Source organism: Metabacillus rhizosphaerae, assembly GCF_037201795.1.
In the GTDB taxonomy this organism is placed as follows: Bacteria; Bacillota; Bacilli; order Bacillales; family Bacillaceae; genus Metabacillus; species Metabacillus rhizosphaerae.
In genome coordinates this window covers 3,799,344-3,826,343 of sequence record NZ_CP147403.1, presented here as the reverse complement: position 1 = coordinate 3,826,343, position 27,000 = coordinate 3,799,344, and the positions used below count along the sequence as shown (strand labels likewise).

Genomic DNA, 27,000 nt, shown 5'->3' with positions numbered 1-27,000 from the left:
TATTATCGTGTCCACCTAATTTAACTGAGTAAGAGGGGACCTATTATGAATTTGAACTACCTGTTATCATTACTGAGACCTTTTGTTTAACCTCTTCAATATTTTTCATTTTGTTTTCCCAACAAGCTTGGCTTAAGTCAACTGGATATTCTTCAGGATGTAATGCACGTTTATATTCATCCCACAATAAGTGTAGATTTTCCATTGTATACGTCTGCATTTGTATCAAAGTTGGTGTATCGTATATTAGCTTTCCATCTGTAAAAATTTTCTGGTGAAGTTCTTTTGCTTCAAAGTTCGTAACAAATTTGCTAATGAATGTGTGAATAGGATGGAACATTTTTATCTTTTCTTCCTTTTCAGGTTGTTCATTATGAAGGGTAATATAATCTCCTTCAGATTTATTGTTTAAACGATTAATGATTCTATAGACTTTCTTTAAACCAGGGGTTGAAACCTTTTCTGGGTTGCCGCTAATTTTGATTGTATCAATCATTTCTCCATCTTCATCTTCAATTGACACTAGTTTATAGACCGCACCTAATGCTGGTTGGTCAAAAGCAGTGATAAGTTTAGTTCCAATTCCCCAAATATCAATTTTTGCGCCTTGAGATTTTAGGTTCATAATTGTTTCTTCATCCAAATCATTAGATGCAACTATTTTTGTATCATGAAACCCTGCTTGATCAAGCATTTTTCTTGCTTCCTTGGATAAGTAAGCTAAATCTCCGCTATCAAGACGAATTCCTTTAAATGAAATTTTGTCGCCTAATTCCTTTGCAACTTTAATTGCATTTGGTACACCAGATTTTAAAGTATCGTAAGTATCAACAAGAAAAACGCAATCCTTATGACGACGTGCATATTTATGAAAGGCAATATATTCATCTTTATAAGCTTGTATGAAAGAATGTGCGTGGGTCCCAGATACAGGAATTCCAAACAATTTTCCTGCTCTAACATTTGAAGTGGCATCAAATCCACCTATAAATGCAGCTCTCGTTCCCCAGATCGCAGCGTCCAATTCATGGGCACGTCTCGTTCCGAATTCCATCACTGTATCATCACCAGCAACGTGTTTAATTCGAGCTGCTTTTGTCGCAATTAAAGTTTGGTAATTTACAATGTTTAGGATAGCAGTTTCAATTAATTGCGCCTCTGCTAAAGGAGCTTCGATTCGAACAATTGGTTCATTCCCAAATACCATCTCACCTTCAACAACTGAGTAAACATTACCAGTGAAGCGAAGATCCTTCAAATATGTCAAATAGTCATCCTCGTACTTTAATTCATCACGTAAATAGGCAATATCAGATTCGCTGAAGTGAAAATCTTCTAGATATTGAATAATTCTTTCAAGTCCTGCAAAAACGGCATAGCCATTACCAAAGGGAAGCTTACGAAAATATACTTCAAATACAGCCTTTCGATTGTGGATATTATCTTCCCAATAAGATTCAGTCATATTTATTTGATAAAGATCTGTGTGAAGAGCTAAACTATCATCACTAAAGTTGTTATTCATCGTCATATCCTCCAGTAAAAAGATCTATTTTCATGTAAAGATCATTGTATTCCTAGATAACTTTAGCATTAATACATGCTTTAAAGTGATCTAAAGCCCAGTTATGACCTTGTTCGTTAAAGCTTGCTACTGCTTTTTTGTGAACTATAATGTTAAATCCTTTGTTAAAAGCGTCAATTGCTGTATGCAATACACAAATATCTGTGCAAACACCCACTAGATGAAGGTCTGTAATTCCGCGTTCCCTAAGTTTAAGCTCAAGATCTGTGCCTGCAAAAGCACTGTACCTTGTTTTATCCATCCAATATACATGTTCCTTCTGTTTATGTGTTTGATAGACATTTTCTAATTCACCAAAAAGGTTTCGACCGTTCGTTCCTATTATGTTGTGCGGAGGAAATAACTTTGTCTCTGGATGGTAGGCGTCTTTTTCATTATGCATATCAATCGCAAAAACGACAAAATCACCATTTTCTATAAAATCATTTGTTATTTGAACAATATCTTTTTCAATTTCTTGACCTGGCTTTCCGCATGTTAATGCACCATGATCTGCAACAAAATCAATTGTGTAGTCAATATTAATTAATGCTTTTTTCATTTAATTTTCCTCCTGAAAAATATAGTATTTCTACAAGCATTTTCAATTAATATCTTGCTGAATAAATCGGTCTTACGATGTTCATTTCATCTGCAAATCGATAAAGTTGAGTGGGGGTTTTTGATGTTCGTTGCGTTTTTTGTCCAGAAACTTCCTCAATAAAAGGAAGAGTCTTAATTTTTCTTGAAAATGCTTGATCACTTGTAATAGCTGGATCATTTGTAACAGTTTTTAAAACAGCTTGTAATTCAGAATACGTGAAATGATCTTGTAAAAAGCTTTTTGCTACTGGTGTTTGTAATAAATCATGTTTAATCACAGCTATTGCGGCTTCTATAATTTCGCGATGATCAAACGCCAAGTCAAGCTGCAGCACTTCATCAACCGAAAATAATCTTACATCTGCGGCATCATCATTTGCTTTACGTTTCGAAAGCTCATGCTCGGGAACAATAGCATAATGTGCATTTGAGATAATCCAACCACGAGGGTCTCTGCCGGGTTTGTCGTAAACACCAAAATGTTTAATGTGAATGCTATTTACACTTGTTTCTTCTTCAAGCTCTCTTTTTGCAGCTTCATAAGCAGATTCATCTGGCTGAACAAAACCACCAGGTAATGCCCATTTACCAGCTTCAATGTTAGGTTGGCCCTCAGCATTTAATTGAGCTCTTTTAATAAGCATCAACATTAAAGTCATATGAGGCGGCTTAAATTCCCCGATCTTAGTAGAGAGAATGGTGAAAACTGCAATATCAGAAGTGTACCCATCTGGTGTGCGAAATTGTTTATGATCATAGTGTTCTAATGCTTCCTTATTAGACATGGTACTGCACTCCTATTATCATTCTTATTTTAATTAACAAGGTGTTAATTGTTAATTGTATTATATGTTAAGTTCTGAACATTGTCTACAACTTTTGTTGAAAATAGGGAAAAAGTTACAGGGGATGGATGAATTGGGAATGGGGCATGAAAAAAATAGAGAATTGAAACAGGTAAGTGTGAGGCGGTCTTATTAGTTTGTAATAAAGTGCCATTAATTATTAGTCACTAAAAAACCAGTTTCGCATTAAAGGGAAACTGGTTAGTCATTATATTAAGGATTTGTTGACCAGAGGCCAGCTGACTTAATAAAAATACGTGGATGTAATTTTAATTGAGCAACGATGAATTCTGCTAAATCTTCTGGTTGCATGACTTTTTCAGGATTGCCATCTGTTAAATTTTCCTTATAAGCTAATTCTGTTGCTACTGTACTTGGTGTTAAGGCAGTTACACGAATATTATGCTTACGAACTTCAAGTGCTAATGATTCTGTTAATCCAAGAACTCCAAACTTAGAAGCACTGTATGCACTTGTAACAGGTGCACCTTTTTGACCAGCTGTTGAGGAGATCATAATGATGTCACCACCATTTTTATCAATTAGCTGGGGAAGAACTGCACGAGTTACATAATAAACACCCATTAAGTTTGTATCAATGATTTGTTTCCATTCATCTGGTTCAAGTTCAAGAAATTTCCCGAACTTCCCAGTTCCAGCATTATTGATGAGAATATCTACTGTACCAAGTGTACTATTAATTGTCGCAACAGCCTGATCTACTTGTTCTATCGAGGAGACATCTGCAGTTGCATAGGCTACTTTCACACCATAAGCTTCAATTTCCTTAGCCACATTCATTAAATCTGTTTCAGTCCGAGCAATAAGTCCAACATTTACACCTTCTTGTGCTAATGCAAGTGCTGTAGAGCGTCCAATGCCTTTTCCAGCTCCTGTTACAAGCGCAACTTTTCCTTGTAATGATTGTGCCATTTTATTTTGGCTCCTTTCAGTATGTAAGATATGGTTTCATCTTACATAATCTGCAAAATATATGTCAAAGATCTTGATTTATCACTTAGGATTTATAGTCACAAATCCTTGCTTTTAAATGGCTAGAAGGATCACATTTTTGGATGGATCAAACGTCGAGATATGGTTTTCTTTTTGTGTAAATTCAGTACCTAATGTTTTTAGATTCTTAATTGCCAAATTTCGTGCTTCTTCATTCGGAAACTTTACAGTGAAAGTTTTTAAGCCAACCTCATTTTCTGATGGGGCACTAGCCCCCGCGCTATTCCATGTATTTAAGCCAATATGATGATGATAACCTCCTGTAGAAATAAATAACGCTTGAAGACCATATCGATTTACTGCATGAAAGCCAAGTGCCTGATAAAACTCTTCAGATTCTTTAATAGAAGAAACTTGTAAATGAATATGCCCCATAATTGTTTCAGGTGGTAAGCTGACAAATGATTCGGTGTCTCTTTGTGCTAATAAATCTTCTGCATTTAGAGGATTAGTAGCCATCTCGATTGTACCATCATATTTTTTCCAAGTTTCTTCTGGACGATCGGCATAGATCTCGATCCCATTTCCATCTGGATCAGCTAAATAGATGGCTTCACTGACAAGATGATCTGAGGCACCTTGAAGTGGATAACGAGTCTCAAGTAAATGATAAAGTGTATTAGCTAACTGTGGGCGATTTGGTAGAAGGAGAGCAATATGATATAACCCGGTGTTTCTTCCTGTATTAACAATGGCGTTGTCGATCTCTTCAAGAACAACTAAAGTATTCACACCATCAGCAGTAAGACTTGCCTTATCATCTGATCTACTTAGAATTTGTAAGCCAATAATATCAGTGTAAAATTGGACTGACTTTGTTAAGTTGCTAATTTTAAGATGTACTTCACTAACAAATGTATTAGGTTGACCATGAAAGCTCATAAAAGTTACCTCCAAATAGAATATTTTACTTACTTTTTGATAGTAAGTATATAATTGTAAAATGGTTACGTCAAGTATTTATATCATAATGAAAAAGAAAGAATGAAGACATGTGTTACTGTACAATCATATATAGATGTCATAAAACAGAATTGAAAATCAAAATGTAAGGAATGTTTAATTTGTTACACATTTTTTTCTTATTGAAACGAGGTGCGTTACTATAAGAAATAGTGGAGAAGTATTAATTTTTTATCAGCAATCGGTTTCCCTTCTTTAGAAATTAGAAATAGTACTTATGGGGTAATTTGGATAAATGCGTTAAGATTATAAAGAGGCAAAAGAGATTTATGTAAAGCTTAGATTCTTCGGAATTATTGATTCTATTCAAAAAAAAACACTTTAAAGAAATTAGTCCATATCAAAACATTGCCAGCATCATCAAATCCCTGAAAGTAAATATTAGATGAAGAAAGGGAATAGTTTTGCTTTACTAATTTTTAAAAGAGGAAGTGCTTGAAAATGAATAACTGGATAACTGCTCTTTTGAATACAGGGAGAAGACAAAATATTTTAAAGATGTTTGGCAGTAAAAGAAACAATAGAGGCATGATGTTGGCCTCTTTAATAGGTCTAGGAGTTAGTGCAGCTGCTTATGGAATAAGGAGTAATCGAAACAGAAATATGCTGCGACCTGTTCAAAATGTAATGAATAATTATCAAACACGAACAGCTGGCCAAATGCCAAACGCTGCTGGTATAACAGAGTTTTCAAAAGAATTAGTACCTGACAAAAATCCTTTAACAAACAAATAAATTTGAGTACACATAAAAATGCCTACTTCAATGTTGCCATTTTTATGTGTAGAAATTGGAATCAGTAAAATCCGAATCAAAATTTTCTTTTGGTAATAGATAGTATCAGCGATTTAATAGGAAAATCACTTTTTACCTCTACTAAGATAGAATTTTCTCATGTTAGAATGAGGGAGTTCCAACAAAATTTAGATCCACTAGCGAGTACTAGATTTATTGTTAATCTTCTTAGTCAACCGAGTGTTCAACACTCGAGCAAATATATGGAGAACAATATATAAGGTCAATAGATCTAAAAAGGTTTTGGAATGGACAATTTTTAAACAATGAAAAATAGCAACCTTTTTGGAAAAACGGGTTGCTATTTTTATTTTTCGAGGAAAAAATTTTCTCTGTATAAAACGGATATTAAATCTCATTTTAAGATATCCAATATCCATTCTTTCAAATCAACAATACGCAAATGATCTATGCTTTTATCGGTTCCTGTAACAATAATAGGTGTAAGAGAATCATTTTTATGCATAGACCCATGGGCACCCCCACCTGTATGTTCAGGAGAACTTTCTCCGATAAATTCGTAACCAGGTTTAGCATCCAATATAAGAAAATCTCCTTTTTGTGAATGTAATGCACCATACAATCTTGCTAATCCATCTGGATAATCCCCATATTTAATTTGATTGTTATTATCTATAGCCAGATCAAGTACTGAGCTATTTCCTTTTATGGACCAAGTTTGATTATAAACATCTCTAAAAACTCCACCAGGTTTGAAACGAAATTCTTGATTTTCTGATTTCACTTGAATCATGTCGTTTTCCTTCCATGCAATCCATGCTATACGCTCATCAGTTTGTAATCTACTTATAATATCTTGCAGGGGAATATCCTCATTGATCTTATAAACATATGCCATTCGTTCATTTGCCGTAATGACAAGTTCATCTTTATTCTGAACAGGCTCATCAAGCTTTAGAATATTGTAGTTGGAAAGAGCGTCTCGTAAATCAATTAATGCTTCCTTTTTGTTCTTTTTAACTGATGATTGATTGCTGTCTCCAATAATAATCCAAATCATATTATCAAGGGCATTTTTCCAATTTGGAAATACATTTAATACTTCCTGTAGTTGTTTATCAAGTTTCTCTATGCCTTCAGTCGTCATAGGTCCCTTTCTATGTACGACATGGTCATTTACCGGAAAGTACATAATCGAAAATTCAGGAAGTATATTCTTCTCTATAAGATATTTTAATTCTTGAGCTGCAAATGCATCATTGAGCCCTATCCGATTTACTAAATGTTTATTTTTTTCGTCTTGACGAATAAATGCACCCACTGACAGTATCTTTGGCCCGGAGGTATTGTAATGATCTGGCAAAGCAGTAGTTTTCGCTAAGACCTTTGGAATTTTAAGAGTGTGTTCATAATTTCCACGGTAAATGATAGAGTTAATAGAAGCAGTTGGTTTCCCTCTTTTATCTAATACTTCATGAATGGTTTCCACCTTATGGCTGAGATCTACATTATTAAATTGGTATAGGGAATCTTCAGCGAACTGAGAAACCCCAATTTTAACCATTTCGAAAAAACCATTTCCGTAATTGATAATTCGCTGTTCATCTTCGTCATACCATACGAGACCGGGAATTTTATGTTTATCGGGGTAAGTGCCCGTTATTAAAGAGCTGTCAATTGTAACAGACATTGTTGGATAGGAGCTGACTAAGTTTTTATTATAACGGCCATGATTTAAAAAAAATGCCAGGGCAGGAGCTTTATTCTCTTGAATCGCTTGCTTTAATGGTTTATCCATCAATGAATCAATGATAAGAAGGACAACTTTAGGGGGATTTTTATTATTATTTGTTTGAATGGCAATAGGTAAATCTTGCTCTTCGTTATTTTTATGAACAGAGCAGCCAATTAATAGGATGGAAAGGAATAAAATAAAAATCGAACGAAATCCCATCTTCATTCCACCTTCGTGTTTAATAATTTTCATTCGTGCTTTATTCTTAACAATTTCTTCAATTTCTATGAATTATTATTTATGGGGAATAAGGTTTATAGATAACAAATATTAGGAAATCGCGATTCAGCGGGTTTATATTGAATATAGTCAAAAAATCCCTAAATTTTTTAAAATAGGTTTTTTAGTCCTGAAAATTTAATCTTTATGGTATTCCAAGTTTACCCTTTTAGATTGTCCTAAGATCAAATATTGGAGGGGGGTGGTGTGGTTGTTATGTTGTATAAAAATACATCAGATTTAATTTTTATGTTATCGTACATTTTTTTATGAGATAATCTACCATATATAGTAGTTACTAACATAAAGACTTGTAATGAAACCGTTTTCTACGAAAATATTATAAAAATACAGATAATTTAATAGAAAACCCCTTGTCAAATTTACAAACTTTAAATATAATAAACCCATGTTATAAAAATAGACATTGAATGAGAGGTTATCTTACATGGCTGAAGCGGTTATTTCAAAAGCGAAAAATGATACGGAAATTCTTGCACAAATTAAAGAGATTGTTAAATCAAAAAGCGTAGAGCTTATTCATCTACAATTCGTAGATATAGAGGGTATTTTAAAAAGTATTACAGTTACTGTTGATCAATTTGATGATGTAGTAGCAGGGAAGCAAATGTTTGACGGTTCATCTGTTAAAGGTTTTTCCCCAATCAATAAATCTGATTTATACTTAATTCCCGATTATTCGACGTTTGCAGTATTACCTTGGACTGTTGAAGAAGGATATTCAGAGGCTCGTTTCCTTTGTTCAGCAGCTAACCCGGACGGAACTCTTTTTGAAGGTGATACACGTAACGTATTAAAAAAGACTGTTGAACGTGCAGCTGATAAAGGATATTCCATTTCAGTTGGACCAGAATTAGAATTCTTCTTGTTTAAAGCAGATGAAAACGGCAACCCAACAATGGAATTAGGTGACAATGGCGGTTACTTTGAACCTTCTCCAAAGGATCTTGGTGAAAGAGTTCGTTTAGAAATCTATCGTGCATTAAAAGCAATGGGCTTTACAATCGAAGCTTCTCACCATGAGGTAGCAGAAGGTCAGCATGAAATTAACTTCAAATATGCAGATGCTCTTGGTGCTGCAGATATGTCTACAACTTACAAATGGGTCGTTAAAACAATTGCACAAAAATTTGGTTTACACGCTACATTCATGCCGAAACCTGTTTTCGGAATTAACGGTTCAGGAATGCACGTAAATATGTCATTCTTTAAAGATGGCGAAAATGCATTCTACGATCAAGCTGATGAATTACAATTATCACAAGAAGCATATCAATTTATTGCTGGTTTAATTGAAAATGTAAAAAGCTTTACTGCGATTACAAATCCATTAGTAAACTCTTATAAACGATTAGTACCTGGATATGAAGCACCTTGCTATATTGCTTGGTCAGCATCAAACCGTTCAGCATTAATTCGTATTCCAGCTAAAAAGGGCATGGCTACTCGCGTTGAGCTTCGTTGTCCAGACCCATCAGCAAATCCATACTTAACATTTGCTGTTATTGCTTCAGCAGGTTTAAATGGAATTGAACAAGGATTACAAGCTCCAGCTTCTATTAATGAAGATATTTTCCATATGACTGAAGAGCGTCGTGAGGAATTAGGAATTGATAATCTTCCTGGTAGTCTTGAAGCAGCTGTATCCGAATTAGAAAACGGTGAAATTGGTCTTAAAACTTTAGGTGAGCACGTATTTGGTGAATATGTTGTAGCTAAAAAAGCAGAGTGGGATAGCTATCGTACAGCTGTTCATACTTGGGAATTAACAAACTATCAAGCGAAATTTTAATTTATGGAAAACAAGCAGGTGATGTCATTCACCTGCTTGTTTTTTGTGTCTAGATTTAGTTGTTTGGAGTAGGTTTAGAAACTAACATTTAACCAAAAAACTTAGTTTAAACGATACACAAAGATTATTTTAGGTGATATAATAAGTTTTGAGAATTCTGTAAGCGCTTTAAGGTTTTATATAAGGAAACGTAACATAAAGTCATAGTGTCTATTTATTAGTTGACAATCAATATTTTGACTATATGTCGGGTATCATTTCAACTTAATATGTTGAGATTTACATAGAAACATAAATTGAGAAAGGTTGGATAAGATGTTACCAAAATATGAGAGTTTGCATGGGAAAGTAGCGGTAGTTACAGGTGGAGGTGGCGTTTTATGTAGCTGTATGGCAATAGAGCTCGCTAGACAGGGAGCGAAGGTAGCTATATTAAATCGTACATATGAAAAAGCTTTTACTGTTGCTGAAGATATTAAACGTCAAGGTGGGGAAGCATTAGCAATTGAATGTAATGTATTAGATCGTGAGAGTGTGAAAAAGGCAGAAGAAATCGTGAATGAGACGTATGGAGCTTGCGATATTTTAATTAATGGTGCAGGAGGTAATCACCCTAAAGGTGTAACTACTAACGAAATCTTTGATTTATCTGATTTACAAAACAAGGAAATTACAACCTTTTTTGATCTAACAACTGAAGGATTTCAGTTTGTCTTTAACTTAAATATCGTCGGGACATTAATACCAACACAGGTTTTTTCCGAGAGAATGGTAGGTAAGAAGGGCTCGATCATAAATATATCATCCATGAGTGCACCAAGTCCAATGACTAAAGTACCGGCATATAGTGCAGCAAAAGCTGGGATTGAGAATTTCACAAAATGGCTGTCAGTCCATTTGGCTGAGACAGGTATTCGGGTAAACGCAATTGCACCTGGATTTTTCTTAACAAAACAAAACGAAAAACTACTTAAACATGAAGATGGTACTAATACCGAAAGAACGGAAAAAATACTTTCCCATACACCAATGAGAAGACTCGGGGATCCAACTGATTTACTAGGGACATTACTGTGGTTAGTAGATAATGAATCTAGTGGGTTTGTTACTGGTATCAGTGTTCCAGTAGATGGTGGGTTTATGGCTTATTCAGGGGTTTGAGGATGTGAAATTGTTTATATATTGTCAGTATGCTCGCATTATGTGAAGACTATAATATCTGGATGCCTATAAAAAACAATTTATTTAATGTAAAAAAAAAATACAAAAAACTTAGTTTATCGGATAGACAAACTAAGTATCTAATGGTAATATAACAATAAGAAATAAAAATAATAAACTACTTGGTTATCATTAGCTTTACAAGTTTTCTTTTTAATAGGAAATGTAAGCGATAACAGTAGAGTGTTTCATACTTATTTTAGATCAGGAGGAATAAAAAATGTCTTATTTCGAAAATGTTAATAAAATCCAATATGAGGGTGCAGGTTCTAAAAATCCACTATCATTTAAGTACTACAATCCTGAGGAAGTAGTTAATGGAAAAACAATGGAAGAAATTCTACGCTTTTCTGTAGCATATTGGCATACATTTACTGCAGATGGATCAGATCCATTCGGAGTAGGAACAGCTATCCGTCCTTGGAATCATTTACAAGGCTTGGACTTAGCGAAAGCTCGTGTAGAGGCTGCATTTGAATTATTTGAAAAATTAAATGTTCCATTCTTCTGTTTCCATGATGTTGACATCGCACCAGAAGGAGCAACATTAAAAGAAACATATCAAAACTTAGATACTATCGTTGCGATGATTAAAGAATATATGAGCACTAGCAAAACTAAGCTTTTATGGAATACAGCAAATATGTTCACACATCCTAGATATGTACACGGTGCAGCTACGTCAAATAATGCTGATGTATTTGCTTATTCCGCTGCAAAAGTTAAAAAAGGTTTAGAGGTTGGTAAAGAGCTTGGTGCAGAGAACTATGTATTCTGGGGCGGCCGTGAAGGATATGAAACGCTTTTAAATACAAATATGAAACTTGAGCAAGATAATTTAGCACGCTTCTTCCATATGGCAGTTGATTATGCGAAGGAAATTGGCTTTGATGCACCATTCTTAATCGAACCAAAACCAAAAGAGCCAACGAAGCATCAATATGATTTCGATGTGGCAACAGGATTAGCATTCCTACAAAAATATGATTTAACAGATTACTTTAAGTTTAATATCGAAGCAAACCATGCAACTCTTGCAGGACATACGTTTGAGCATGAATTACGCACTGCGCGTATTAACAATATGTTAGGTTCAGTTGATGCGAACCAAGGAGATACGTTACTTGGCTGGGATACGGATGAATTCCCAACAGACTTGTATTCTACAACTCTTGCAATGTATGAAATTTTGAAAAATGGTGGTTTAGGCAAAGGTGGACTTAACTTTGATGCGAAAGTAAGAAGAGGTTCATTTGATGCTGAGGATCTTTTCCACGCACACATTGCAGGTATGGACAGCTTTGCAATTGGCTTAAAGGTTGCGAATAAGTTGATCGAAGACAAAGTTTTAGACGATTTTGTAGACCAACGTTATAGCAGCTATTCAGAGGGCATTGGTCTTGATATTGTTGAAGGTAAAACAAACTTCCATCAATTAGAAGCATATGCACTGCAATTAAATGAAATTAAAAACGAATCTGGTAGACAAGAACGTCTAAAAGGACTAGTTAACCAATACTTATTAGAAACATTAGCAAATGTAACTGTTTAATGACAATTGTCTAAAACTCTTATATGCTGGAAATCATCATTTCCAGCATATTTTTATTAGTAACATTGTTTAACGAAAAACAGTCAAGAAAGGGGTAAGTGCTTGTGGCAGCTTTGACAAATGTTAAGTTAGAAGAATCAGTATGGAAAAGTGCTTATAATTGCTGGTTACAATACAGCGACATTAAAGATCATTCTCGCGTTCAAGAATATAAAAAAGTTTGTAGCAATTTAGTTATTTTAGATCAATCAGCAATCATTGATTCAGCTAAAGAGGAACTCGAAAAAGGTTTGTTTTCAATGCTGGGTGAAACACCAACGATCTCTTATGAACCACAAAAGAAAGCTTCGATTGTTTTGGCAACTTATGATCAACGGACGATTAAGGAATATGGAGTCGATTATGAAGATTGCAATATACTAAATGATGATGGCTATATGATTCAATCCTTTGATTACCAGGGAGATAAAGCGGTTTTACTACTTGGTAAAACGGATAAAGGTATATTATACGCTGCATTTCATTTACTAAGATTGATTCAAATGAGCAAAGACATTAATAACCTGACTATTTTTGAAAATCCCAAAAATCAAATTCGAATGATTAACCATTGGGACAATATGTTAGGAGATATTGAACGTGGTTATTCAGGAAATTCAATCTTTTACGATCAAAACGAGTTTACTCATGATGTAGATCGAATAAAAGACTATGCTAGATATCTTTCATCTGTTGGTATTAACAGTTTATCAATTAATAATGTCAATGTTCATCAAGTTGAATCAAAACTAATTACGAAAGAGCTATTGCCTCATGTTGCAGAAATTGCAGATATTTTTAGATCCTATGGTATTAATACCTATTTAAGTGTTAATTATGCTAGCCCTATTGAAATAGGAGATTTAAATACTGCAGATCCACTTGATTCTGAAGTTCAAGCATGGTGGAGTGAAAAAGTTGCGGAAATTTACGAATATATCCCTGACTTTGGTGGGTTTATTGTGAAGGCTGATTCTGAACATCGTCCAGGTCCTTTTACATATGGTAGAAACCATGCAGATGGTGCAAATCTTCTTGGTCGTGCATTGGAACCATTCGGTGGCATAGTTTTTTGGAGATGTTTTGTTTACGATTGTCTACAAGACTGGCGGGATCGAAAGACTGATCGTGCAAAAGCGGCGTATGATCATTTTAAACAATTAGATGGAGAATTTCTTGATAATGTCATCCTTCAAATAAAAAATGGTCCAATGGACTTTCAGGTTCGTGAGCCTGTATCCCCATTATTTGGTAGTTTGAAGCAAACAAATCAAGTATTGGAATTTCAAGTTGCGCAAGAATATACAGGTCAGCAAAAGGATTTATGCTTCTTAGTTCCACAATGGAAGGAAGTATTAGATTTTGATACGTATTCAGAGGGAAAAGGTTCTACAGTGAAATCTATCGTAAATGGTTCAAAGTATCCATTTCAATATAGTGGAATAACAGCAGTATCCAATATAGGGAATGATTTAAACTGGACAGGCAATACACTAGCTCAAGCTAACTTTTATGGGTATGGTCGTCTGATTTGGGATACTGAGCTCTCCGCTGAAGAAATTTCAGATGAATGGGTGCGTTTAACCTTCGGACATGATGAGCAAGTTGTTGAAGAAGTTAATCAAATGCTTTTAAATTCCTGGCAAATCTATGAAAATTATACATCACCGCTTGGTGTAGGCTGGATGATTAATCCAGGACATCACTATGGGCCTAATATTGAAGGCTATGAATATTCTAAATGGGGCACATATCATTTTTCTGACTGCCTTGGAACAGGTGTAAACAGAACTGTTAAAAATGGTACGGGTTATAGTGGTCAATATTACCCTGAAAATGCAGAAATTTACGAATCTCTTGAAACATGCCCTGATGAATTGTTACTGTTTTTCCACCATGTGTCATATACACATAGATTAAAGTCGGGTGAAACGGTGATTCAGCATATTTACAATACACACTTTTTAGGTGTAGAGCAGGTAGAAAATATGAAGGCACGCTGGGAACAATTAAAGGATAAAATCGATACTTACAGATATGAAAATGTGTTAGATCGTTTTACGATGCAGCTTGAAAATGCAATCGAATGGAGAGATCGAATTAATACATATTTTTATCGTCATTCCGGAATACCTGATGAAAAGAAAAGAACGATTTATTAAGTCCTAAGTATAAAAAGAATACAATTATAAACACCATCTAATGAATAGTGATTGATTTGAAAAGTATCACTTTCAAAGGGGTGTTTCTTTTTAAAGTTGTTATAATAAAAGTTAATTTGATTGGTGAGGAATCTTCAAATTAAGGTGAAATAATCATATCCACACTACCATACTAGTATGATTACTATAGGTTGAATAAATTTAGATTGAGAGGAAAGATGGCATGATTAATATTGCAATAATAGGTACTGGTTCAATTTCAATTGCGCATATAAAAGCTTATTGTCAATTCCGTGATAGATGTAAAATTGTAGCATTTGCAGATATTTATCCAGAAAAAGCAGAATCATATGTGAAGAAATATCAATTGGAAGCAAAAGTTGTGAGCGACTATAAAGAACTACTTGATGATCCTACAATCGATGCAGTTTCAATTTGTACACCACCCTTTACCCATGCACAGCTTTCAATCGACTTTCTTCGTGCGGGTAAACATGTTTTAGTTGAAAAGCCAATGGCTTCATCATTAAAAGAATGTGATGAAATGATACAGGCTGCACAAGAAAGTAATAAGTTGTTATCAGTTGTTGCTCAAAATCGATTTATTAATCCAATCATGAAATTAAAACATGTACTAGAACAAAACTTAATAGGGAAAATTTCACATGTTCAAGTCGATTCCTATTGGTGGCGTGGTTATAGCTATTATGATTTATGGTGGCGTGGGACATGGGAAAAAGAGGGGGGTGGATGTACACTTAATCATGCTGTTCACCATATTGATATGCTCCAATGGACGATGGGAATGCCAAAAGAGATTGTAGCTGTTGCATCAAATACATTGCATGACAATGCCGAGGTAGAAGATCTATCCGTTGCGATTTTAAAATATGAAAATAATGCTCTAGCACAAGTGACAAGCTCAGTTGTACATCATGGGGAAGAACAGCAATTAATATTCCAGGGTGAAAAGGCAAGAGTTTCTGTACCATGGAAGGTTAAGGCCCAAAAAGCGCGTGAAAATGGATTTCCATACCCCGAAAGTGATGCAGATGTAGAATCTAAAATAACGGAATGCTGGGAACAATATCCTGAATTGAAATATGAAGGACATACAGGACAGATCGATCATTTCTTATCAGCAATTGCTGAAGATATGACATTGTTAATTGACGGCATCCAAGGTAGAAATACAATAGAGCTAATTTCAGCAATCTACAAATCTGCTAATTTAGGAATCAAGGTACAGCTTCCACTTGATAGTGATGACCCGTTTTATACGAGAGATGGAATACTTTCTAATGTAAAGCATTTTAATGAGAAGAAAACGAGTGTAGATGGGTTTTCAGATGCAACAATTACAACAGGTGGAAAGTACGAATAGTAAATAAGCTTTTGCAATTCCAGAAGATTTTATTAATCTTTCTGAAGGATCGGATCGTTAAGTTCGGTTTGTAGGTGTTGGTACTAGATGTCAAAATACGAATCTACGATAAAAATATTGTTAAGATTTACTCATTCACATGGCAACTCATTGAGTTGCCTTTTTATATTGAATCGTTCGAATACTTAATCTATAATAATTGTTAAATTACCATACTAGTATGATACATTTAGTATCATTAGATTTAAATCGAATGGGGGGTGAATTGGTGTTTATTGCTAATGATAACCGAAATAATGGTTCAACAAGAAATTATATCTATCATACATTAAAAGAACAAATAATTACATTAACATTAGAACCAGGAACGAAAATATCTGAAAAAGAAGTGGCAGAGCAATTAAAGGTTAGTAGAACGCCTGTAAGAGAATCCTTCTTACAATTATCTCAAGAAGAGCTATTAGAAATTTACCCACAAAGAGGTACTTTTGTTTCACGAATAGATCTAGAACATGTTGAAGAATCGCGGTTTGTAAGAGAAAACATCGAAAAAGTGATTGTGAAATTAGCATGTGAAAAATTAACTGATGATGATTTATTTCAATTACAAACCAATATTGCCATGCAAGAAACGTGTGAAAAAAAGAACAATCATGAAAAGTTATTTGAATTAGATGATGACTTTCATAAAATTTTGTTTTCTGCATGTGGAAAAAATCGAACATGGAATATGCTTCAACTAATGAGTAGTCATTTTAAACGACTTCGATTGCTACGCTTATCTTCCTATTTAGATTGGAGTATTATCATTTCCCAGCATAAACAAATATTTGAATTAATTACTAAGAATGAACCAGATAAAGCTGAAGAAGTTATGTCCGAACATTTGCGTTTAGTCGTATTTGAAAAGGAACTTTTAAAAGACCGTTATCCAACTTATTTTAAGTAATATTAGAGATGTGTTAAGGAAAAAAATATCAATTTATGATTGGAATTGTCTAGTTGAAGGACTTCCTGTTTATGGGAGTCTTTTTTACGCTACCAAAAAAATAACTAAGTCTATAGTCATAATTTTTAGTGGAAATTATTAGTCTTTATGAACTATATACTGTTTGAATAGTTGCTTAAATTATCCAATTTATTAAATATTTTCCCCCTTAAAAAATGGTTATTTCAACAGAAAATTGTTATAGTAAGGTTACTGCTATTTGTTACATAATTTGTAAAACGAAGGTCGGGGGCAATATGATTATTGATTCATCAATTTATGAACAAGTGTTTATGCAATCGAGAATTCCACAAATTATTTTTGAGGATGGTTTTCATCATATCATTATTAATAAAGCGTTTTATGAGTTTCTCGGATATACAAAAGAAGAGTGGCAAGAGCTATCAATAAAAGATATTTCTCATCCTGATGATTATGAGTTAGATTTGGATCTTTTTCATGAAATGGTTACAGGACAACGACAATACTATCAAATGGAAAAAAGGTATTTTCATAAATCTGGGGAAGTTGTTTGGGGCTCGTTAAATGTTTCATGTATAAATGATCCTACACAAAAACAACAATGTTTTTTGGCTCAAGTATTAGATATAACGGAACAAAAAAATCTTGAAAAGTTTCTGTCTAAAAAAGAACAAAAATATAGACTGCTTGCTGAAAATTCATCAGATGTCATTAATCTTCATTCGATGAATGGAAACTTTGTATATATATCGCCATCGATTAAGCAAATACTTGGTTATGATCCTGAGGAGTTAATTGATAAAACCCCATATACTATTATCCATCCAGAAGATATATCTGAAGTTAAAAAGAAGCATTCCGAGGTATTAACAAATACAGATCCAGTACTTACTACTTATCGTGCACGTAAAAAAGATGGAATGTACATATGGATCGAATCAAATATGCGTTCTGTCTTAAATGAACAAACAGGTGAATCAGAAGGAATAATATCGGTTTCACGTGATATTGGTAAAAGGCTAGAAACGGATAATTTATTACGAAAATCTGATAAGCTAGCTGTTGTTGGTCAACTTGCTGCAGCAGTTGCTCATGAGATACGAAATCCGTTAACATCTGTAAAGGGATTTATGCAGCTTTTCTCTAATACAAAAGAATGTAACGAGGATTTTATAAAGATTGTGCTTGATGAATTAGATCGAGTCGAAGCGATTATCTCAGAGTTTTTAACAATGTCTCGTCCACATCAAGATAAATTTGAGCTAATAAAAGTGGATGAATTACTGAGGCAAGTGATTCAGTTAAGTCAAACTCAGGCATTATTAATCAACAAAGAAATCAACTATACAGTAATTACAGAAATTCCTGTTATAAACGGTGATGCAAACTCATTAAAGCAAGTATTTATTAATATAATTCAGAATGCTTTAGATGCGCTTGATGAAAAAGGGAGTGTAACTGTTGAATTATCAGCTAGTGAATCTACTCTTTTCATTCACATCATTGATAACGGTTGTGGTATTCCTGAAGAACGGTTAACTAATATTGGTGAACCATTTTATTCAACAAAAGAAAAAGGGACTGGACTTGGCTTGATGACAAGCTTTAAAATTATTGAAAATCATAAGGGGAAGCTTAAAATTGAGTCAACAGTAGGTGAGGGAACGAGAGTCTCTATATCTTTACCTTTATAAATGCTAGTGATTCATTCTGTTAGTATAAGCCTTTTTAAACGTGATATAGTATTGTCTAAAAGAGGTGTTAAGATTGTATTATGTTGTTTTAGATCTTGGGTGTGCAGAGTGTGGAGAAAGCTCAAATATACTGGGCATCTTTACCTCGATTGAGCAAGCTAAAAACGCTGTCAATGAATACAAGGAAAAAAATCGATTAGATGAATATTCAGACCACGAATTCTTCATATACAAAATAGATCAATTGGATAAAATTTATCATAACAGTTTTGAACATCTTGTAGAATAAATGAAACAATCAACCTTTTTGATCATATATTGATTGAAAAAGGGGTTTCGCTTAATGGAAAAATACTATTGCTCAAAATGTATGATTCTTAATGATGAAAATAATTCTTGTGTACAATGCGGAAATCAAGAATTAAAACGTATTTCAATAAGTGTGCAGCAGCAACATTCGAAATATATAGTGGAAGAATAAAATGACAGCATAAATCGCTGTCATTTTTTATTTGGAGAAGTGATTCACGAGGAATTGTGTAGTTGAGATACTAGCTTAAGAAGGGTTAATGGCTGACTGGAGAAGCAAGCGGTTACTTTTTTGTCAGCCAACTATATGAATTGTAGTTCTTTTTTGAGCACAACTACAATTTTTAGCTATTTTTATTTCTAAAATTCCATGGCTGAATGATGCAAAAATCTCTTTATCTTCTATTGAATAAGGTAGTGTAATTGTCCTTGCGATTTCCTCATTGTTTTTCTCTTCCTCATTTTGATTACATACATTAGATTGAATGGAAATCTTTATTTTTTCTATACATGTAGTAATTTGAATATCTTCTTTTTTCTTTGTTTCTCCAAGCTCAGCTTCAATTATAAACTCCTCGCTTGTTTCAAATAAGTCGACTCGAAATGTGTGCTCATCCAGTAAGCTAGTAAACGGGTCTGTAAAAAACTGTGTCATCCATTCTTCAATCCCATTAATATTCATTGGATTTGAACACTTTCTAATATTCATGAAAATTGACCTCCATAGAACTGAAACTTCCTTCACTTATGAATGTTTTTAACCCCTTTAACCAATAAGGTATTCAAGATTATTTTTTTTGTGAAAGTTTTTGTCCTATGGAAAGGTAATTAAATGGAAAATTGTATAATTAATAAACAATAAAAAAAGAAATGGGGCTAGCCCATTCCTTACATATCGTGCCCTTGGTTATGCTTTTGACGAGTATGGTTCGCATTTTTAACTTTCTTAGAACCATCTAAAGGTTCTGGTTGTCCGGGATTATTCCCTTTAGGTGCGTTTTTTCGCATATCTTTACCTGTGTTTTTATTAGTCATTGTCATCCCTCCTATCATTAGAATGAGTTAAATTCTTAAAAACATTCTTATATTATAATGAATATTTTTAGAAATAAAAGGCATACTAACAGATGGTTTTATACATGAATTGAAGGAGTGTGTTGATTTATGCCATATAATAAGGACGAGCAACAAGCTTTTCAAGCAGCACAGCAAGGGGCGACTGAAGCTTTTGATTCGTATGAGAGTATCGTAAAAGATAGTGCTGACTACGGGGCACAGCTTAAACATTTAACAGAAGAAGTAAATGAAGCTTATCAACAAATTAATAATGCACTTGAAAATGCATCTGAAACACAAAGACAACGTCTTGAACAATATCAACAGGATCTTCAAAAAATAGTTAATGATGTGAATCAAACAGACATATAAGCACAACAACAATTTAAAAACGACGGAGGATCCGTCGTTTTTTGTCGTAAAGAAATAAACATTATATCTTATTGATTTTTTTTGCGTTTTTTATTATTCTGTCTTTGCTTAGCTGTTAATGGTTCATTTTGAAGCTCTTCATTGTAGCCTGCACCAACACCTTGAGCACTTGCATCATTCATACCCATTCTCACGTGATTTGCTTTACGTTTAGCCATAAGATTACTTCACCCCCTATAACAGATATCTTGTCTCAAAAAACAATGAACCATTAAACCAAATTAAGTAAAAAATAATAAAAAATTTTAAAGTTTTTATGTTATTTCGTTCAAAATTTGATATAGTAAAAAAGTAAAACTAGTACGCTTTCATAAGAAAAACTTATACATATCAATAACATCATTGTTATTTACTTATGTTACTAGTTGTATTAAGATTGAATTGTGAGAAAGTTTAAAAATGGGGTACCATCCTTCGACAAGAGTCGATCTTGATCTTAATTAGGGGGAAATTGTTAATGACTAATCAAGTAACAACAAGCAAAGATGCTTTCCAATCGCGTAAAAGCTTTACGGTCAATGGAAAGACGTACAACTACTATTCTTTACAAGCATTAGAAGATGCAGGAATTGGTAACGTTTCACGCTTGCCATATTCAGTTAAAGTTCTTTTAGAATCTGTTTTACGTCAAGTAGACGGCAGAGTTATCACAAAAGAACATGTTGAAAACTTAGCGAAATGGGGAACTTCTGAGCAAAAAGATATCGACGTTCCATTCAAACCATCTCGTGTAATTTTACAAGACTTTACAGGTGTACCAGCTGTTGTTGATTTAGCTTCTTTACGAAAAGCAATGGCAGATTTAGGTGGAGACCCTGATAAAATTAATCCTGAAATTCCAGTTGACTTAGTAATTGACCACTCTGTACAGGTTGACAAAGCTGGAACAATGGATTCATTACAGTTCAATATGGAGCTTGAATTTGAACGTAATGCAGAACGTTATAAATTCCTAAGCTGGGCTAAAAAATCATTTGATAACTACCGTGCTGTACCACCTGCAACTGGTATTGTTCACCAAGTTAACTTAGAGTATTTAGCAAATGTAGTTCATGCAGTAGAAAATGAAAATGGAGAATTTGAAGCATTCCCAGATTCTTTAGTTGGTACTGACTCACATACAACGATGATCAATGGTATTGGTGTTCTTGGTTGGGGTGTTGGTGGTATCGAAGCTGAAGCAGGTATGCTAGGGCAACCTTCATATTTCCCAGTTCCTGAAGTTATCGGTGTGAAATTAACAGGAGAACTTCCAAATGGTACAACTGCAACTGACTTAGCATTAAAAGTTACTCAAGTTTTACGTCAACAAGGTGTTGTTGGTAAATTTGTTGAGTTCTTTGGCCCTGGTGTAGCGCAACTTCCACTTGCAGATAGAGCTACTATTGCAAACATGGCTCCTGAATACGGAGCAACTTGTGGATTCTTCCCTGTGGATGAAGAAGCTTTAAATTACATGCGTCTTACAGGTCGTACTGAAGAGCAAATTAAAATCGTTGGAGATTATTGCAAAGCTAACGGCTTATTCTTCACGCCAGAAAATGAAGATCCAGATTTCACGAAAGTAGTAGAAATTGACCTTTCTGAAATTGAAGCAAATCTTTCTGGACCAAAACGTCCACAAGATTTAATTCCTTTATCAATGATGAAAGATACATTCCATAAACATTTAGTTGCTCCAGCTGGAAACCAAGGTTTTGGTTTAGAAGCAACTGAAATTAACAAAGAAATCACTGTGAAATTTAATAACGGTGAAGAAACAAACATGAAAACTGGTGCGATTGCGATTGCTGCGATTACTAGCTGTACGAATACATCAAACCCATACGTTTTAGTAGCTGCAGGTTTAGTTGCGAAAAAAGCAACTGAATTAGGAATGGAAGTGCCTAAATATGTAAAAACATCATTAGCTCCTGGTTCTAAAGTTGTTACAGGATACTTAGAAAATTCAGGTCTTCTGCCACATTTAGAAAAACTAGGATTTAATCTTGTTGGTTATGGTTGTACAACATGTATCGGTAACTCTGGTCCACTTGCTGATGAAATCGAAGAAGCTGTTGCAGCAAACGATTTATTAGTAACATCTGTTTTATCAGGTAACCGTAACTTTGAAGGACGTATTCATCCACTAGTCAAAGGAAACTACCTTGCATCACCACCACTTGTTGTGGCATATGCTCTAGCTGGTACAGTTGATATAGACTTACAAAGTGATTCTTTAGGTAAAGACAAAAATGGAAATGACGTATTCTTTAAAGATATCTGGCCAGAAACAGATGAAATTAACGAAGTTGTTAATAAAACTGTTACACCTGAGTTATTCAGAAAAGAATATGAGCAAGTATTTGATGATAACGCTCGTTGGAACGAAATTGAAACAACTGATGAAGCGTTATATGTATGGGATGATTCATCAACATACATTCAAAACCCGCCATTCTTTGAAGGCTTAGAAGCTGAGCCTGGTAAAGTGGAAACTCTAAAGGATTTACGAATTGTTGCAAAATTCGGTGACTCTGTAACAACTGACCACATTTCACCTGCTGGTTCAATTGGTAAAGATACACCTGCTGGCCGTTACCTTCAAGATAATGGGGTAACACCTAGAGAATTTAACTCTTATGGTTCTCGTCGTGGTAACCATGAAGTTATGATGAGAGGTACGTTTGCAAATATTCGTATCAAAAACCAAATTGCCCCTGGTACAGAAGGTGGTTACACAACTTACTGGCCAACAGGTGAAGTGAAATCAATTTATGATGCATGTATGGATTACAAGCAAGATGGTACAGGACTTGTTGTATTGGCTGGTAAGGATTACGGAATGGGAAGTTCTCGTGACTGGGCAGCGAAAGGTACAAACCTTCTTGGAATTAAAACAGTTATTGCTGAAAGCTTTGAGCGTATTCACCGTAGTAACCTAGTGTTAATGGGTGTGCTTCCTCTTCAATTTAAAAATGGAGAAAATGCAGAAGTACTAGGACTTACTGGTAAAGAAGCGATTGAAGTAACAATTGATGAAACTGTAAGACCACGTGATTTCGTTAAAGTTACCGCAACTGATGAAGCTGGTAACAAAAAAGAATTTGAAGTATTAGTTCGTTTTGACAGTGAAGTTGAAATTGATTACTACCGCCATGGTGGAATCCTTCAAATGGTATTACGTGACAAGTTAAAAGGCTAAGCTTTATTTAAGGAACGGGTTTCCCGTTCCTTTTTTGTGTCTAAAAAAAGAAACGAAGGCTAAATACGTTGTTCTTTCTAAGTTTACATGATTAAATAGATGTAGAGAAAAATGGCATTATGGGAGGTCCGTATATGTATGATGCTTTTCAAATAGGACCTTTTACATTACAGTACTATCTTATAGTTGTCCTATTTTCATTTTTAGTTACATATTATCTAATTGAAAGTTTGATAAAAGCATCTTTTGTAAAACAATTTATTCTCAAGCACTTTTGGACAGCTGCTTTACTAATTGTTATGACTTACAAATTTAGTATTGTGTTGTTTCGACCTGATCTTTTATTAACGTTTAGTTGGTTATATCTTTCAGGAGGCCAAGATGGTTTTTATTTAGGTCTTGTTCTTAGTATCATTTATTTATATTGGGTTGGGAAAAAAGAGAAAATCTCAGTTAAAGTCTTTATCTACTCAATTATGATCATGATTTTTAGTTATTTAGTTGTTTATCAACTGATAAAAATCATTGTTTTGTCTTTTGTTTAGGAGGTTTATTTAATCAAATGAAGAAAATATTAGCTATTTCAATTTTAGTTTTTTTAATTGGTTATGCGGTTTATAATGCTATAAATCCGAATGATGCTAAAGTGGGTGTTTCAGAAGGGAATGCAGCACCAGACTTTGAACTAACGACCCTAGATGGGGAAAAAGTGAGTTTATCAAATCTACAAGGTAAGAAGGTTATTCTTAATTTTTGGGCAACATGGTGCCCTCCTTGTCGCTCTGAAATGCCTGATATGCAGAAAATACAAGAAGATTATAATGACGAAGTTGTTATTGCAGCTGTAAACCTGACCAGTTCAGAAAAAAACGTGGAAACTGTAAAGAATTTTGTTGAAGAACTGGAATTATCGTTCCCAGTATTATTAGATGAAAAAGGGAAAATAAATAACCAATATGAAGTAATGTCTTACCCGACATCCTATATTATTGATGAAAATGGAATCATTGGAACAAAATTTGTAGGTGCGATGACATATGAACAAATGGAGGATTTTCTTAAATCTAACTAAGATCGAGATATTTATCTCGGTCTTTTTTTACATTTACACTTTTATCACAATTATCTATATCGTGCCACTTTCGTTTATTTTCTAAAAATTGTACTAAATGATTTAATAATTGGACATCCTTTTCTTAAACATAAAGAGAGGTGATCATGATGAGAAAGAGTAGAAAGAGATCATTTGAAGAATTAGTCTTAGAAAATAAAGAGCAACTTTTAAAGGACCAAGAAGCCCTTGAGAGAATTGAGGAGCGCTGGGAGCAAAGAATGCTAAAGAAATTAGATTAACAAGCTTTTCTAGTCATTTATTGTCTTATATAGGGACAACCTATTCTTTGAGGAGGCGATAACTATGACAAATTCAGATATGAAGCAATCCCATTATGCTCCAAGTCACATCGGAACAAAATCAAAAGGATTTGGAAATAATAAAGGTAAAAAAATGCAAGATACATCCGGCAAGCATGCTCAGGTTATGCAAACTAAAGGAGAGTAATCTCTACTATATTTAACATAAAATTCGTGTTTAAAAACTCCTTTTATATAGCAGACTAAAGTTGTTATTTTGTAAGCTAACCATGAAAGGATATGATAACGATGGCAAAACAAAATCGACCAAACCCGGACGATCGTACAGACAATGTAGAAAAGTTACAAAGCATGGTTCAAAACACAATTGAAAACATTGAGGAAGCACAAGACACACTACAATTTGCTTCTGCTGAAGAACGTGAAAGAATAGAAGCGAAAAACCTTCGTCGTGAGGAAAGTATTAATGCTTTGCGTGAAGAAATTAAAGATGAAGCTCAAGCACGTGAAAACGGATATCGTCACGATCAATAAATCAGGCATTTTGCCTGGTTTTTTTTATAGTAAAAATAACAAAAAACTTTGCAAGATTTTTTAACAGACCTAATAAGTCTTTTTCATTCAATATCAAAATTGTGTATGATATGATGGTTAGAAGAATTACTAAGAGCTACAATTGTGCAACAAGGAGAGAATAACATGCTTGTATCAAAGAAAGAAATTGAAATACGTTATGCTGAAACAGATCAAATGGGTGTAGTTTATCATGCGAATTATTTAATTTGGATGGAATTAGGTAGAACAAAATTGATTCAAGACCTTGGGTTTTCCTATGCTGGAATGGAAGAGGAAGGGATCATATCACCGGTAATCGATCTTGAAATATCCTACAAAAAGCCACTTCGGTATGGTGATACTGCGATTATCCATACTTGGATAGAACAATATAATGGGATGAAAAGTGTTTATGGGTATGAAATTTTCACTCCTTCAGGAGATTTAGCAGTACAAGCTAAGTCAAGTCATGTGTGTGTTCAAAAGGATACGTTCAGACCTGTGAAATTTCGTAAGCTCTTCCCTGAATGGCATGAAGCATACGAGAAGGCGAAGAAATAAAATGGCCTTTGGAATTTCACGAAAGGAATTAGAACAGTGGAAGGAAGAAGTAACCCGTGGAGAAATTTCATTTTTAACACATTTCTGGCTAGATAACCGATTTCCAGATTCGCATTGTGTAACAAAAGCAGGTTGTAAGGACTTAGAAAAATTAGCTAACTGGGGAGAGCAATTCGATTTGAAAAAAGAATGGATACATCATAATGAGCAATACCCACATTTTGATTTATTAGGAAAGACACAAGTAAAAGTCTTAAAACATTATGGGTTAGATGCTCATATAAAACGATTTAAATTACATATTTGACAGATTACAAAGAATAGAAGCATTACTAACAAAACCTTACAAATCATTTATCACTATTGATTAGAGGAGTTACCCTTTTGAGTAACCCTCTTTTTTTTGTGTGAAATAGTATTTATTGTCATAAGTCAAAGCAAAAGCTCAGATGTATAGGTCTGAGCAAGGCGCCATAAGCATTAGTTGTATTACTGTTTTATTGTTCAATGTAGTTAAATGTCGGCTCATCTACTTCTTCATCAAGCTCTACACGAAGGTTATGATTATCAAAATACCATAAGTCGCGATTCTCAACAAAAAAAGTGATACCTTTGCTTTCTGCACTAGAACCAATATCTTCAGGCTTTTGCTTTACTACACCTAATGAAAAGCCTTTTTGTACGTTGCTACATCCTCCATAGCGTACAAAAAATTGTACCATATCACCTTTTTGAAGTTGTAATTCATCTATATACCAGCCTGCAGCCTTTTCATCAACGATTATTTCCATAATTAACACTCCTTCTATAAACGACTAATTAAACTTAAACTCAAATAAATTATCTAATCATACGTTTTTCCCTATAACAGAAAAATAAAACAAATTAGTAGTTCTTCTCTTTATTATAATATAGAACTTCAGATAGAACCATTT

28 protein-coding genes are annotated in these 27,000 nt (G+C 34.1%); 18 read left to right on the top strand and 10 right to left on the bottom strand.

The annotated features are described in order from the left end of the window. Nucleotides 1–43 precede the first annotated feature (43 nt). From WCV66_RS18680 to WCV66_RS18660, 5 genes are all read right to left on the bottom strand, one after another. Complete coding sequence (locus WCV66_RS18680) at nt 44–1,525, bottom strand: nicotinate phosphoribosyltransferase (protein ID WP_338786479.1); 1,482 nt, start codon at nt 1,523–1,525, stop codon at nt 44–46. 52 nt (nt 1,526–1,577) lie between these two features. After that, nucleotides 1,578–2,126: an isochorismatase family cysteine hydrolase gene (locus tag WCV66_RS18675; protein ID WP_338786478.1), complete on the bottom strand. Its 549-nt coding sequence runs from the start codon at nt 2,124–2,126 to the stop codon at nt 1,578–1,580. 46 nt (nt 2,127–2,172) lie between these two features. Beyond that, nucleotides 2,173–2,952 (bottom strand): NUDIX domain-containing protein, encoded by a 780-nt coding sequence (locus WCV66_RS18670; RefSeq protein WP_338786477.1) that lies wholly within the window; start codon nt 2,950–2,952, stop codon nt 2,173–2,175. Nucleotides 2,953–3,225: 273 nt separating this feature from the next. Continuing rightward, nucleotides 3,226–3,945 carry a 3-ketoacyl-ACP reductase gene (locus WCV66_RS18665; RefSeq protein WP_338786476.1) on the bottom strand — a complete coding sequence of 240 codons (720 nt, stop codon included), beginning with the start codon at nt 3,943–3,945 and terminating at the stop codon, nt 3,226–3,228. 114 nt (nt 3,946–4,059) lie between these two features. Further along, the gene (locus WCV66_RS18660) at nt 4,060–4,908 is read right to left on the bottom strand and encodes a VOC family protein (RefSeq protein WP_338786475.1); all 849 of its coding nucleotides are present in this window, start codon (nt 4,906–4,908) and stop codon (nt 4,060–4,062) included. Nucleotides 4,909–5,430: 522 nt separating this feature from the next. Here WCV66_RS18660 and WCV66_RS18655 point away from each other — a divergent pair. Next, nucleotides 5,431–5,724, top strand: coding sequence for a hypothetical protein (locus WCV66_RS18655; protein WP_338786474.1), 294 nt, complete (start codon nt 5,431–5,433; stop codon nt 5,722–5,724). A 415-nt stretch (nt 5,725–6,139) separates the two neighbouring features. Here WCV66_RS18655 and WCV66_RS18650 read toward each other — a convergent pair whose 3' ends face one another. After that, the gene (locus tag WCV66_RS18650) at nt 6,140–7,699 is read right to left on the bottom strand and encodes an alkaline phosphatase family protein (protein ID WP_338786473.1); all 1,560 of its coding nucleotides are present in this window, start codon (nt 7,697–7,699) and stop codon (nt 6,140–6,142) included. Between the two features lie 508 nt (nt 7,700–8,207). On the opposite strand from WCV66_RS18650, the gene glnA reads away from it, so the two are divergent. The 8 genes from glnA to WCV66_RS18610 all read left to right on the top strand — a co-directional run bounded on the left by glnA (nt 8,208) and on the right by WCV66_RS18610 (nt 18,883). Next, on the top strand, nt 8,208–9,572 hold the full coding sequence (glnA, locus tag WCV66_RS18645; protein ID WP_338786472.1) for a type I glutamate--ammonia ligase: 1,365 nt from the start codon (nt 8,208–8,210) through the stop codon (nt 9,570–9,572). 315 nt (nt 9,573–9,887) lie between these two features. Beyond that, nucleotides 9,888–10,733: an SDR family oxidoreductase gene (locus tag WCV66_RS18640; RefSeq protein ID WP_338786471.1), complete on the top strand. Its 846-nt coding sequence runs from the start codon at nt 9,888–9,890 to the stop codon at nt 10,731–10,733. Between the two features lie 280 nt (nt 10,734–11,013). Further along, a complete protein-coding gene (gene xylA / locus WCV66_RS18635; protein WP_338786470.1) occupies nt 11,014–12,345 on the top strand; it encodes a xylose isomerase in 1,332 nt (443 codons plus the stop codon). Nucleotides 12,346–12,449: 104 nt separating this feature from the next. Continuing rightward, complete coding sequence (locus tag WCV66_RS18630) at nt 12,450–14,546, top strand: alpha-glucuronidase family glycosyl hydrolase (protein ID WP_338786469.1); 2,097 nt, start codon at nt 12,450–12,452, stop codon at nt 14,544–14,546. Between the two features lie 223 nt (nt 14,547–14,769). Beyond that, the gene (locus WCV66_RS18625; protein ID WP_338786468.1) at nt 14,770–15,930 is read left to right on the top strand and encodes a Gfo/Idh/MocA family oxidoreductase; all 1,161 of its coding nucleotides are present in this window, start codon (nt 14,770–14,772) and stop codon (nt 15,928–15,930) included. 253 nt (nt 15,931–16,183) lie between these two features. Continuing rightward, nucleotides 16,184–16,879: a GntR family transcriptional regulator gene (locus tag WCV66_RS18620; protein ID WP_413789597.1), complete on the top strand. Its 696-nt coding sequence runs from the start codon at nt 16,184–16,186 to the stop codon at nt 16,877–16,879. A gap of 296 nt (nt 16,880–17,175) precedes the next feature. After that, nucleotides 17,176–18,594, top strand: a complete 1,419-nt coding sequence (locus WCV66_RS18615) for a PAS domain S-box protein (protein ID WP_338786467.1) — start codon at nt 17,176–17,178, stop codon at nt 18,592–18,594. 73 nt (nt 18,595–18,667) lie between these two features. Beyond that, on the top strand, nt 18,668–18,883 hold the full coding sequence (locus WCV66_RS18610) for a hypothetical protein (RefSeq protein ID WP_338786466.1): 216 nt from the start codon (nt 18,668–18,670) through the stop codon (nt 18,881–18,883). A gap of 315 nt (nt 18,884–19,198) precedes the next feature. Here the strand turns inward: WCV66_RS18610 and WCV66_RS18605 are convergent, their stop codons facing one another. After that, nucleotides 19,199–19,612, bottom strand: a complete 414-nt coding sequence (locus WCV66_RS18605) for an Hsp20/alpha crystallin family protein (RefSeq protein WP_066340534.1) — start codon at nt 19,610–19,612, stop codon at nt 19,199–19,201. 179 nt (nt 19,613–19,791) lie between these two features. Continuing rightward, the gene (locus WCV66_RS18600; RefSeq protein WP_066340536.1) at nt 19,792–19,938 is read right to left on the bottom strand and encodes a small acid-soluble spore protein P; all 147 of its coding nucleotides are present in this window, start codon (nt 19,936–19,938) and stop codon (nt 19,792–19,794) included. Between the two features lie 129 nt (nt 19,939–20,067). Between WCV66_RS18600 and WCV66_RS18595 the strand changes: the two genes are divergently transcribed. Then, complete coding sequence (locus tag WCV66_RS18595) at nt 20,068–20,331, top strand: hypothetical protein (protein ID WP_066340538.1); 264 nt, start codon at nt 20,068–20,070, stop codon at nt 20,329–20,331. Between the two features lie 68 nt (nt 20,332–20,399). Here the strand turns inward: WCV66_RS18595 and sspO are convergent, their stop codons facing one another. Further along, a complete protein-coding gene (sspO, locus tag WCV66_RS18590; RefSeq protein ID WP_066340543.1) occupies nt 20,400–20,549 on the bottom strand; it encodes a small acid-soluble spore protein O in 150 nt (49 codons plus the stop codon). A 299-nt stretch (nt 20,550–20,848) separates the two neighbouring features. On the opposite strand from sspO, the gene acnA reads away from it, so the two are divergent. From acnA to WCV66_RS18550, 8 genes are all read left to right on the top strand, one after another. After that, the gene (gene acnA, locus WCV66_RS18585; protein WP_338786465.1) at nt 20,849–23,575 is read left to right on the top strand and encodes an aconitate hydratase AcnA; all 2,727 of its coding nucleotides are present in this window, start codon (nt 20,849–20,851) and stop codon (nt 23,573–23,575) included. Nucleotides 23,576–23,709: 134 nt separating this feature from the next. Continuing rightward, entirely contained in the window at nt 23,710–24,120 is a 411-nt protein-coding gene (locus WCV66_RS18580; protein WP_066340548.1) for a hypothetical protein, read from the top strand. 17 nt (nt 24,121–24,137) lie between these two features. Next, nucleotides 24,138–24,647, top strand: a complete 510-nt coding sequence (locus WCV66_RS18575; RefSeq protein ID WP_338786464.1) for a TlpA family protein disulfide reductase — start codon at nt 24,138–24,140, stop codon at nt 24,645–24,647. A gap of 149 nt (nt 24,648–24,796) precedes the next feature. After that, nucleotides 24,797–24,928, top strand: coding sequence for an FbpB family small basic protein (locus tag WCV66_RS18570; protein ID WP_066340554.1), 132 nt, complete (start codon nt 24,797–24,799; stop codon nt 24,926–24,928). A 64-nt stretch (nt 24,929–24,992) separates the two neighbouring features. Further along, complete coding sequence (locus tag WCV66_RS18565; protein ID WP_066340559.1) at nt 24,993–25,136, top strand: acid-soluble spore protein N; 144 nt, start codon at nt 24,993–24,995, stop codon at nt 25,134–25,136. Between the two features lie 101 nt (nt 25,137–25,237). Then, the gene (tlp, locus tag WCV66_RS18560) at nt 25,238–25,483 is read left to right on the top strand and encodes a small acid-soluble spore protein Tlp (protein ID WP_207974821.1); all 246 of its coding nucleotides are present in this window, start codon (nt 25,238–25,240) and stop codon (nt 25,481–25,483) included. 165 nt (nt 25,484–25,648) lie between these two features. Continuing rightward, nucleotides 25,649–26,065 (top strand): acyl-CoA thioesterase, encoded by a 417-nt coding sequence (locus tag WCV66_RS18555; protein WP_066340567.1) that lies wholly within the window; start codon nt 25,649–25,651, stop codon nt 26,063–26,065. Between the two features lies 1 nt (nt 26,066). Further along, on the top strand, nt 26,067–26,372 hold the full coding sequence (locus tag WCV66_RS18550; protein WP_338786463.1) for a hypothetical protein: 306 nt from the start codon (nt 26,067–26,069) through the stop codon (nt 26,370–26,372). A gap of 190 nt (nt 26,373–26,562) precedes the next feature. Here WCV66_RS18550 and WCV66_RS18545 read toward each other — a convergent pair whose 3' ends face one another. Then, nucleotides 26,563–26,856 (bottom strand): HesB/YadR/YfhF family protein, encoded by a 294-nt coding sequence (locus WCV66_RS18545; RefSeq protein WP_338786462.1) that lies wholly within the window; start codon nt 26,854–26,856, stop codon nt 26,563–26,565. Between the last annotated feature and the right edge of the window lie 144 nt (nt 26,857–27,000).

Coding starts and splice junctions, on each gene's coding strand:
- WCV66_RS18595 (WP_066340538.1), top strand. CDS start 20,068: ATGCCATATAATAAGGACGAGCAACAAGCTTTTCAAGCAGCACAGCAA.
- xylA (WP_338786470.1), top strand. CDS start 11,014: ATGTCTTATTTCGAAAATGTTAATAAAATCCAATATGAGGGTGCAGGT.
- WCV66_RS18675 (WP_338786478.1), bottom strand. CDS start 2,126: ATGAAAAAAGCATTAATTAATATTGACTACACAATTGATTTTGTTGCA.
- WCV66_RS18615 (WP_338786467.1), top strand. CDS start 17,176: ATGATTATTGATTCATCAATTTATGAACAAGTGTTTATGCAATCGAGA.
- WCV66_RS18580 (WP_066340548.1), top strand. CDS start 23,710: ATGTATGATGCTTTTCAAATAGGACCTTTTACATTACAGTACTATCTT.
- WCV66_RS18665 (WP_338786476.1), bottom strand. CDS start 3,945: ATGGCACAATCATTACAAGGAAAAGTTGCGCTTGTAACAGGAGCTGGA.
- WCV66_RS18650 (WP_338786473.1), bottom strand. CDS start 7,699: ATGGGATTTCGTTCGATTTTTATTTTATTCCTTTCCATCCTATTAATT.
- acnA (WP_338786465.1), top strand. CDS start 20,849: ATGACTAATCAAGTAACAACAAGCAAAGATGCTTTCCAATCGCGTAAA.
- WCV66_RS18565 (WP_066340559.1), top strand. CDS start 24,993: ATGACAAATTCAGATATGAAGCAATCCCATTATGCTCCAAGTCACATC.
- WCV66_RS18570 (WP_066340554.1), top strand. CDS start 24,797: ATGAGAAAGAGTAGAAAGAGATCATTTGAAGAATTAGTCTTAGAAAAT.
- WCV66_RS18550 (WP_338786463.1), top strand. CDS start 26,067: ATGGCCTTTGGAATTTCACGAAAGGAATTAGAACAGTGGAAGGAAGAA.
- WCV66_RS18600 (WP_066340536.1), bottom strand. CDS start 19,938: ATGACTAATAAAAACACAGGTAAAGATATGCGAAAAAACGCACCTAAA.
- WCV66_RS18545 (WP_338786462.1), bottom strand. CDS start 26,856: ATGGAAATAATCGTTGATGAAAAGGCTGCAGGCTGGTATATAGATGAA.
- WCV66_RS18620 (WP_413789597.1), top strand. CDS start 16,184: ATGGGGGGTGAATTGGTGTTTATTGCTAATGATAACCGAAATAATGGT.
- WCV66_RS18575 (WP_338786464.1), top strand. CDS start 24,138: ATGAAGAAAATATTAGCTATTTCAATTTTAGTTTTTTTAATTGGTTAT.
- WCV66_RS18680 (WP_338786479.1), bottom strand. CDS start 1,525: ATGAATAACAACTTTAGTGATGATAGTTTAGCTCTTCACACAGATCTT.
- tlp (WP_207974821.1), top strand. CDS start 25,238: ATGGCAAAACAAAATCGACCAAACCCGGACGATCGTACAGACAATGTA.
- WCV66_RS18640 (WP_338786471.1), top strand. CDS start 9,888: ATGTTACCAAAATATGAGAGTTTGCATGGGAAAGTAGCGGTAGTTACA.
- sspO (WP_066340543.1), bottom strand. CDS start 20,549: ATGGCTAAACGTAAAGCAAATCACGTGAGAATGGGTATGAATGATGCA.
- WCV66_RS18655 (WP_338786474.1), top strand. CDS start 5,431: ATGAATAACTGGATAACTGCTCTTTTGAATACAGGGAGAAGACAAAAT.
- WCV66_RS18605 (WP_066340534.1), bottom strand. CDS start 19,612: ATGAATATTAGAAAGTGTTCAAATCCAATGAATATTAATGGGATTGAA.
- glnA (WP_338786472.1), top strand. CDS start 8,208: ATGGCTGAAGCGGTTATTTCAAAAGCGAAAAATGATACGGAAATTCTT.
- WCV66_RS18555 (WP_066340567.1), top strand. CDS start 25,649: ATGCTTGTATCAAAGAAAGAAATTGAAATACGTTATGCTGAAACAGAT.
- WCV66_RS18625 (WP_338786468.1), top strand. CDS start 14,770: ATGATTAATATTGCAATAATAGGTACTGGTTCAATTTCAATTGCGCAT.
- WCV66_RS18660 (WP_338786475.1), bottom strand. CDS start 4,908: ATGAGCTTTCATGGTCAACCTAATACATTTGTTAGTGAAGTACATCTT.
- WCV66_RS18670 (WP_338786477.1), bottom strand. CDS start 2,952: ATGTCTAATAAGGAAGCATTAGAACACTATGATCATAAACAATTTCGC.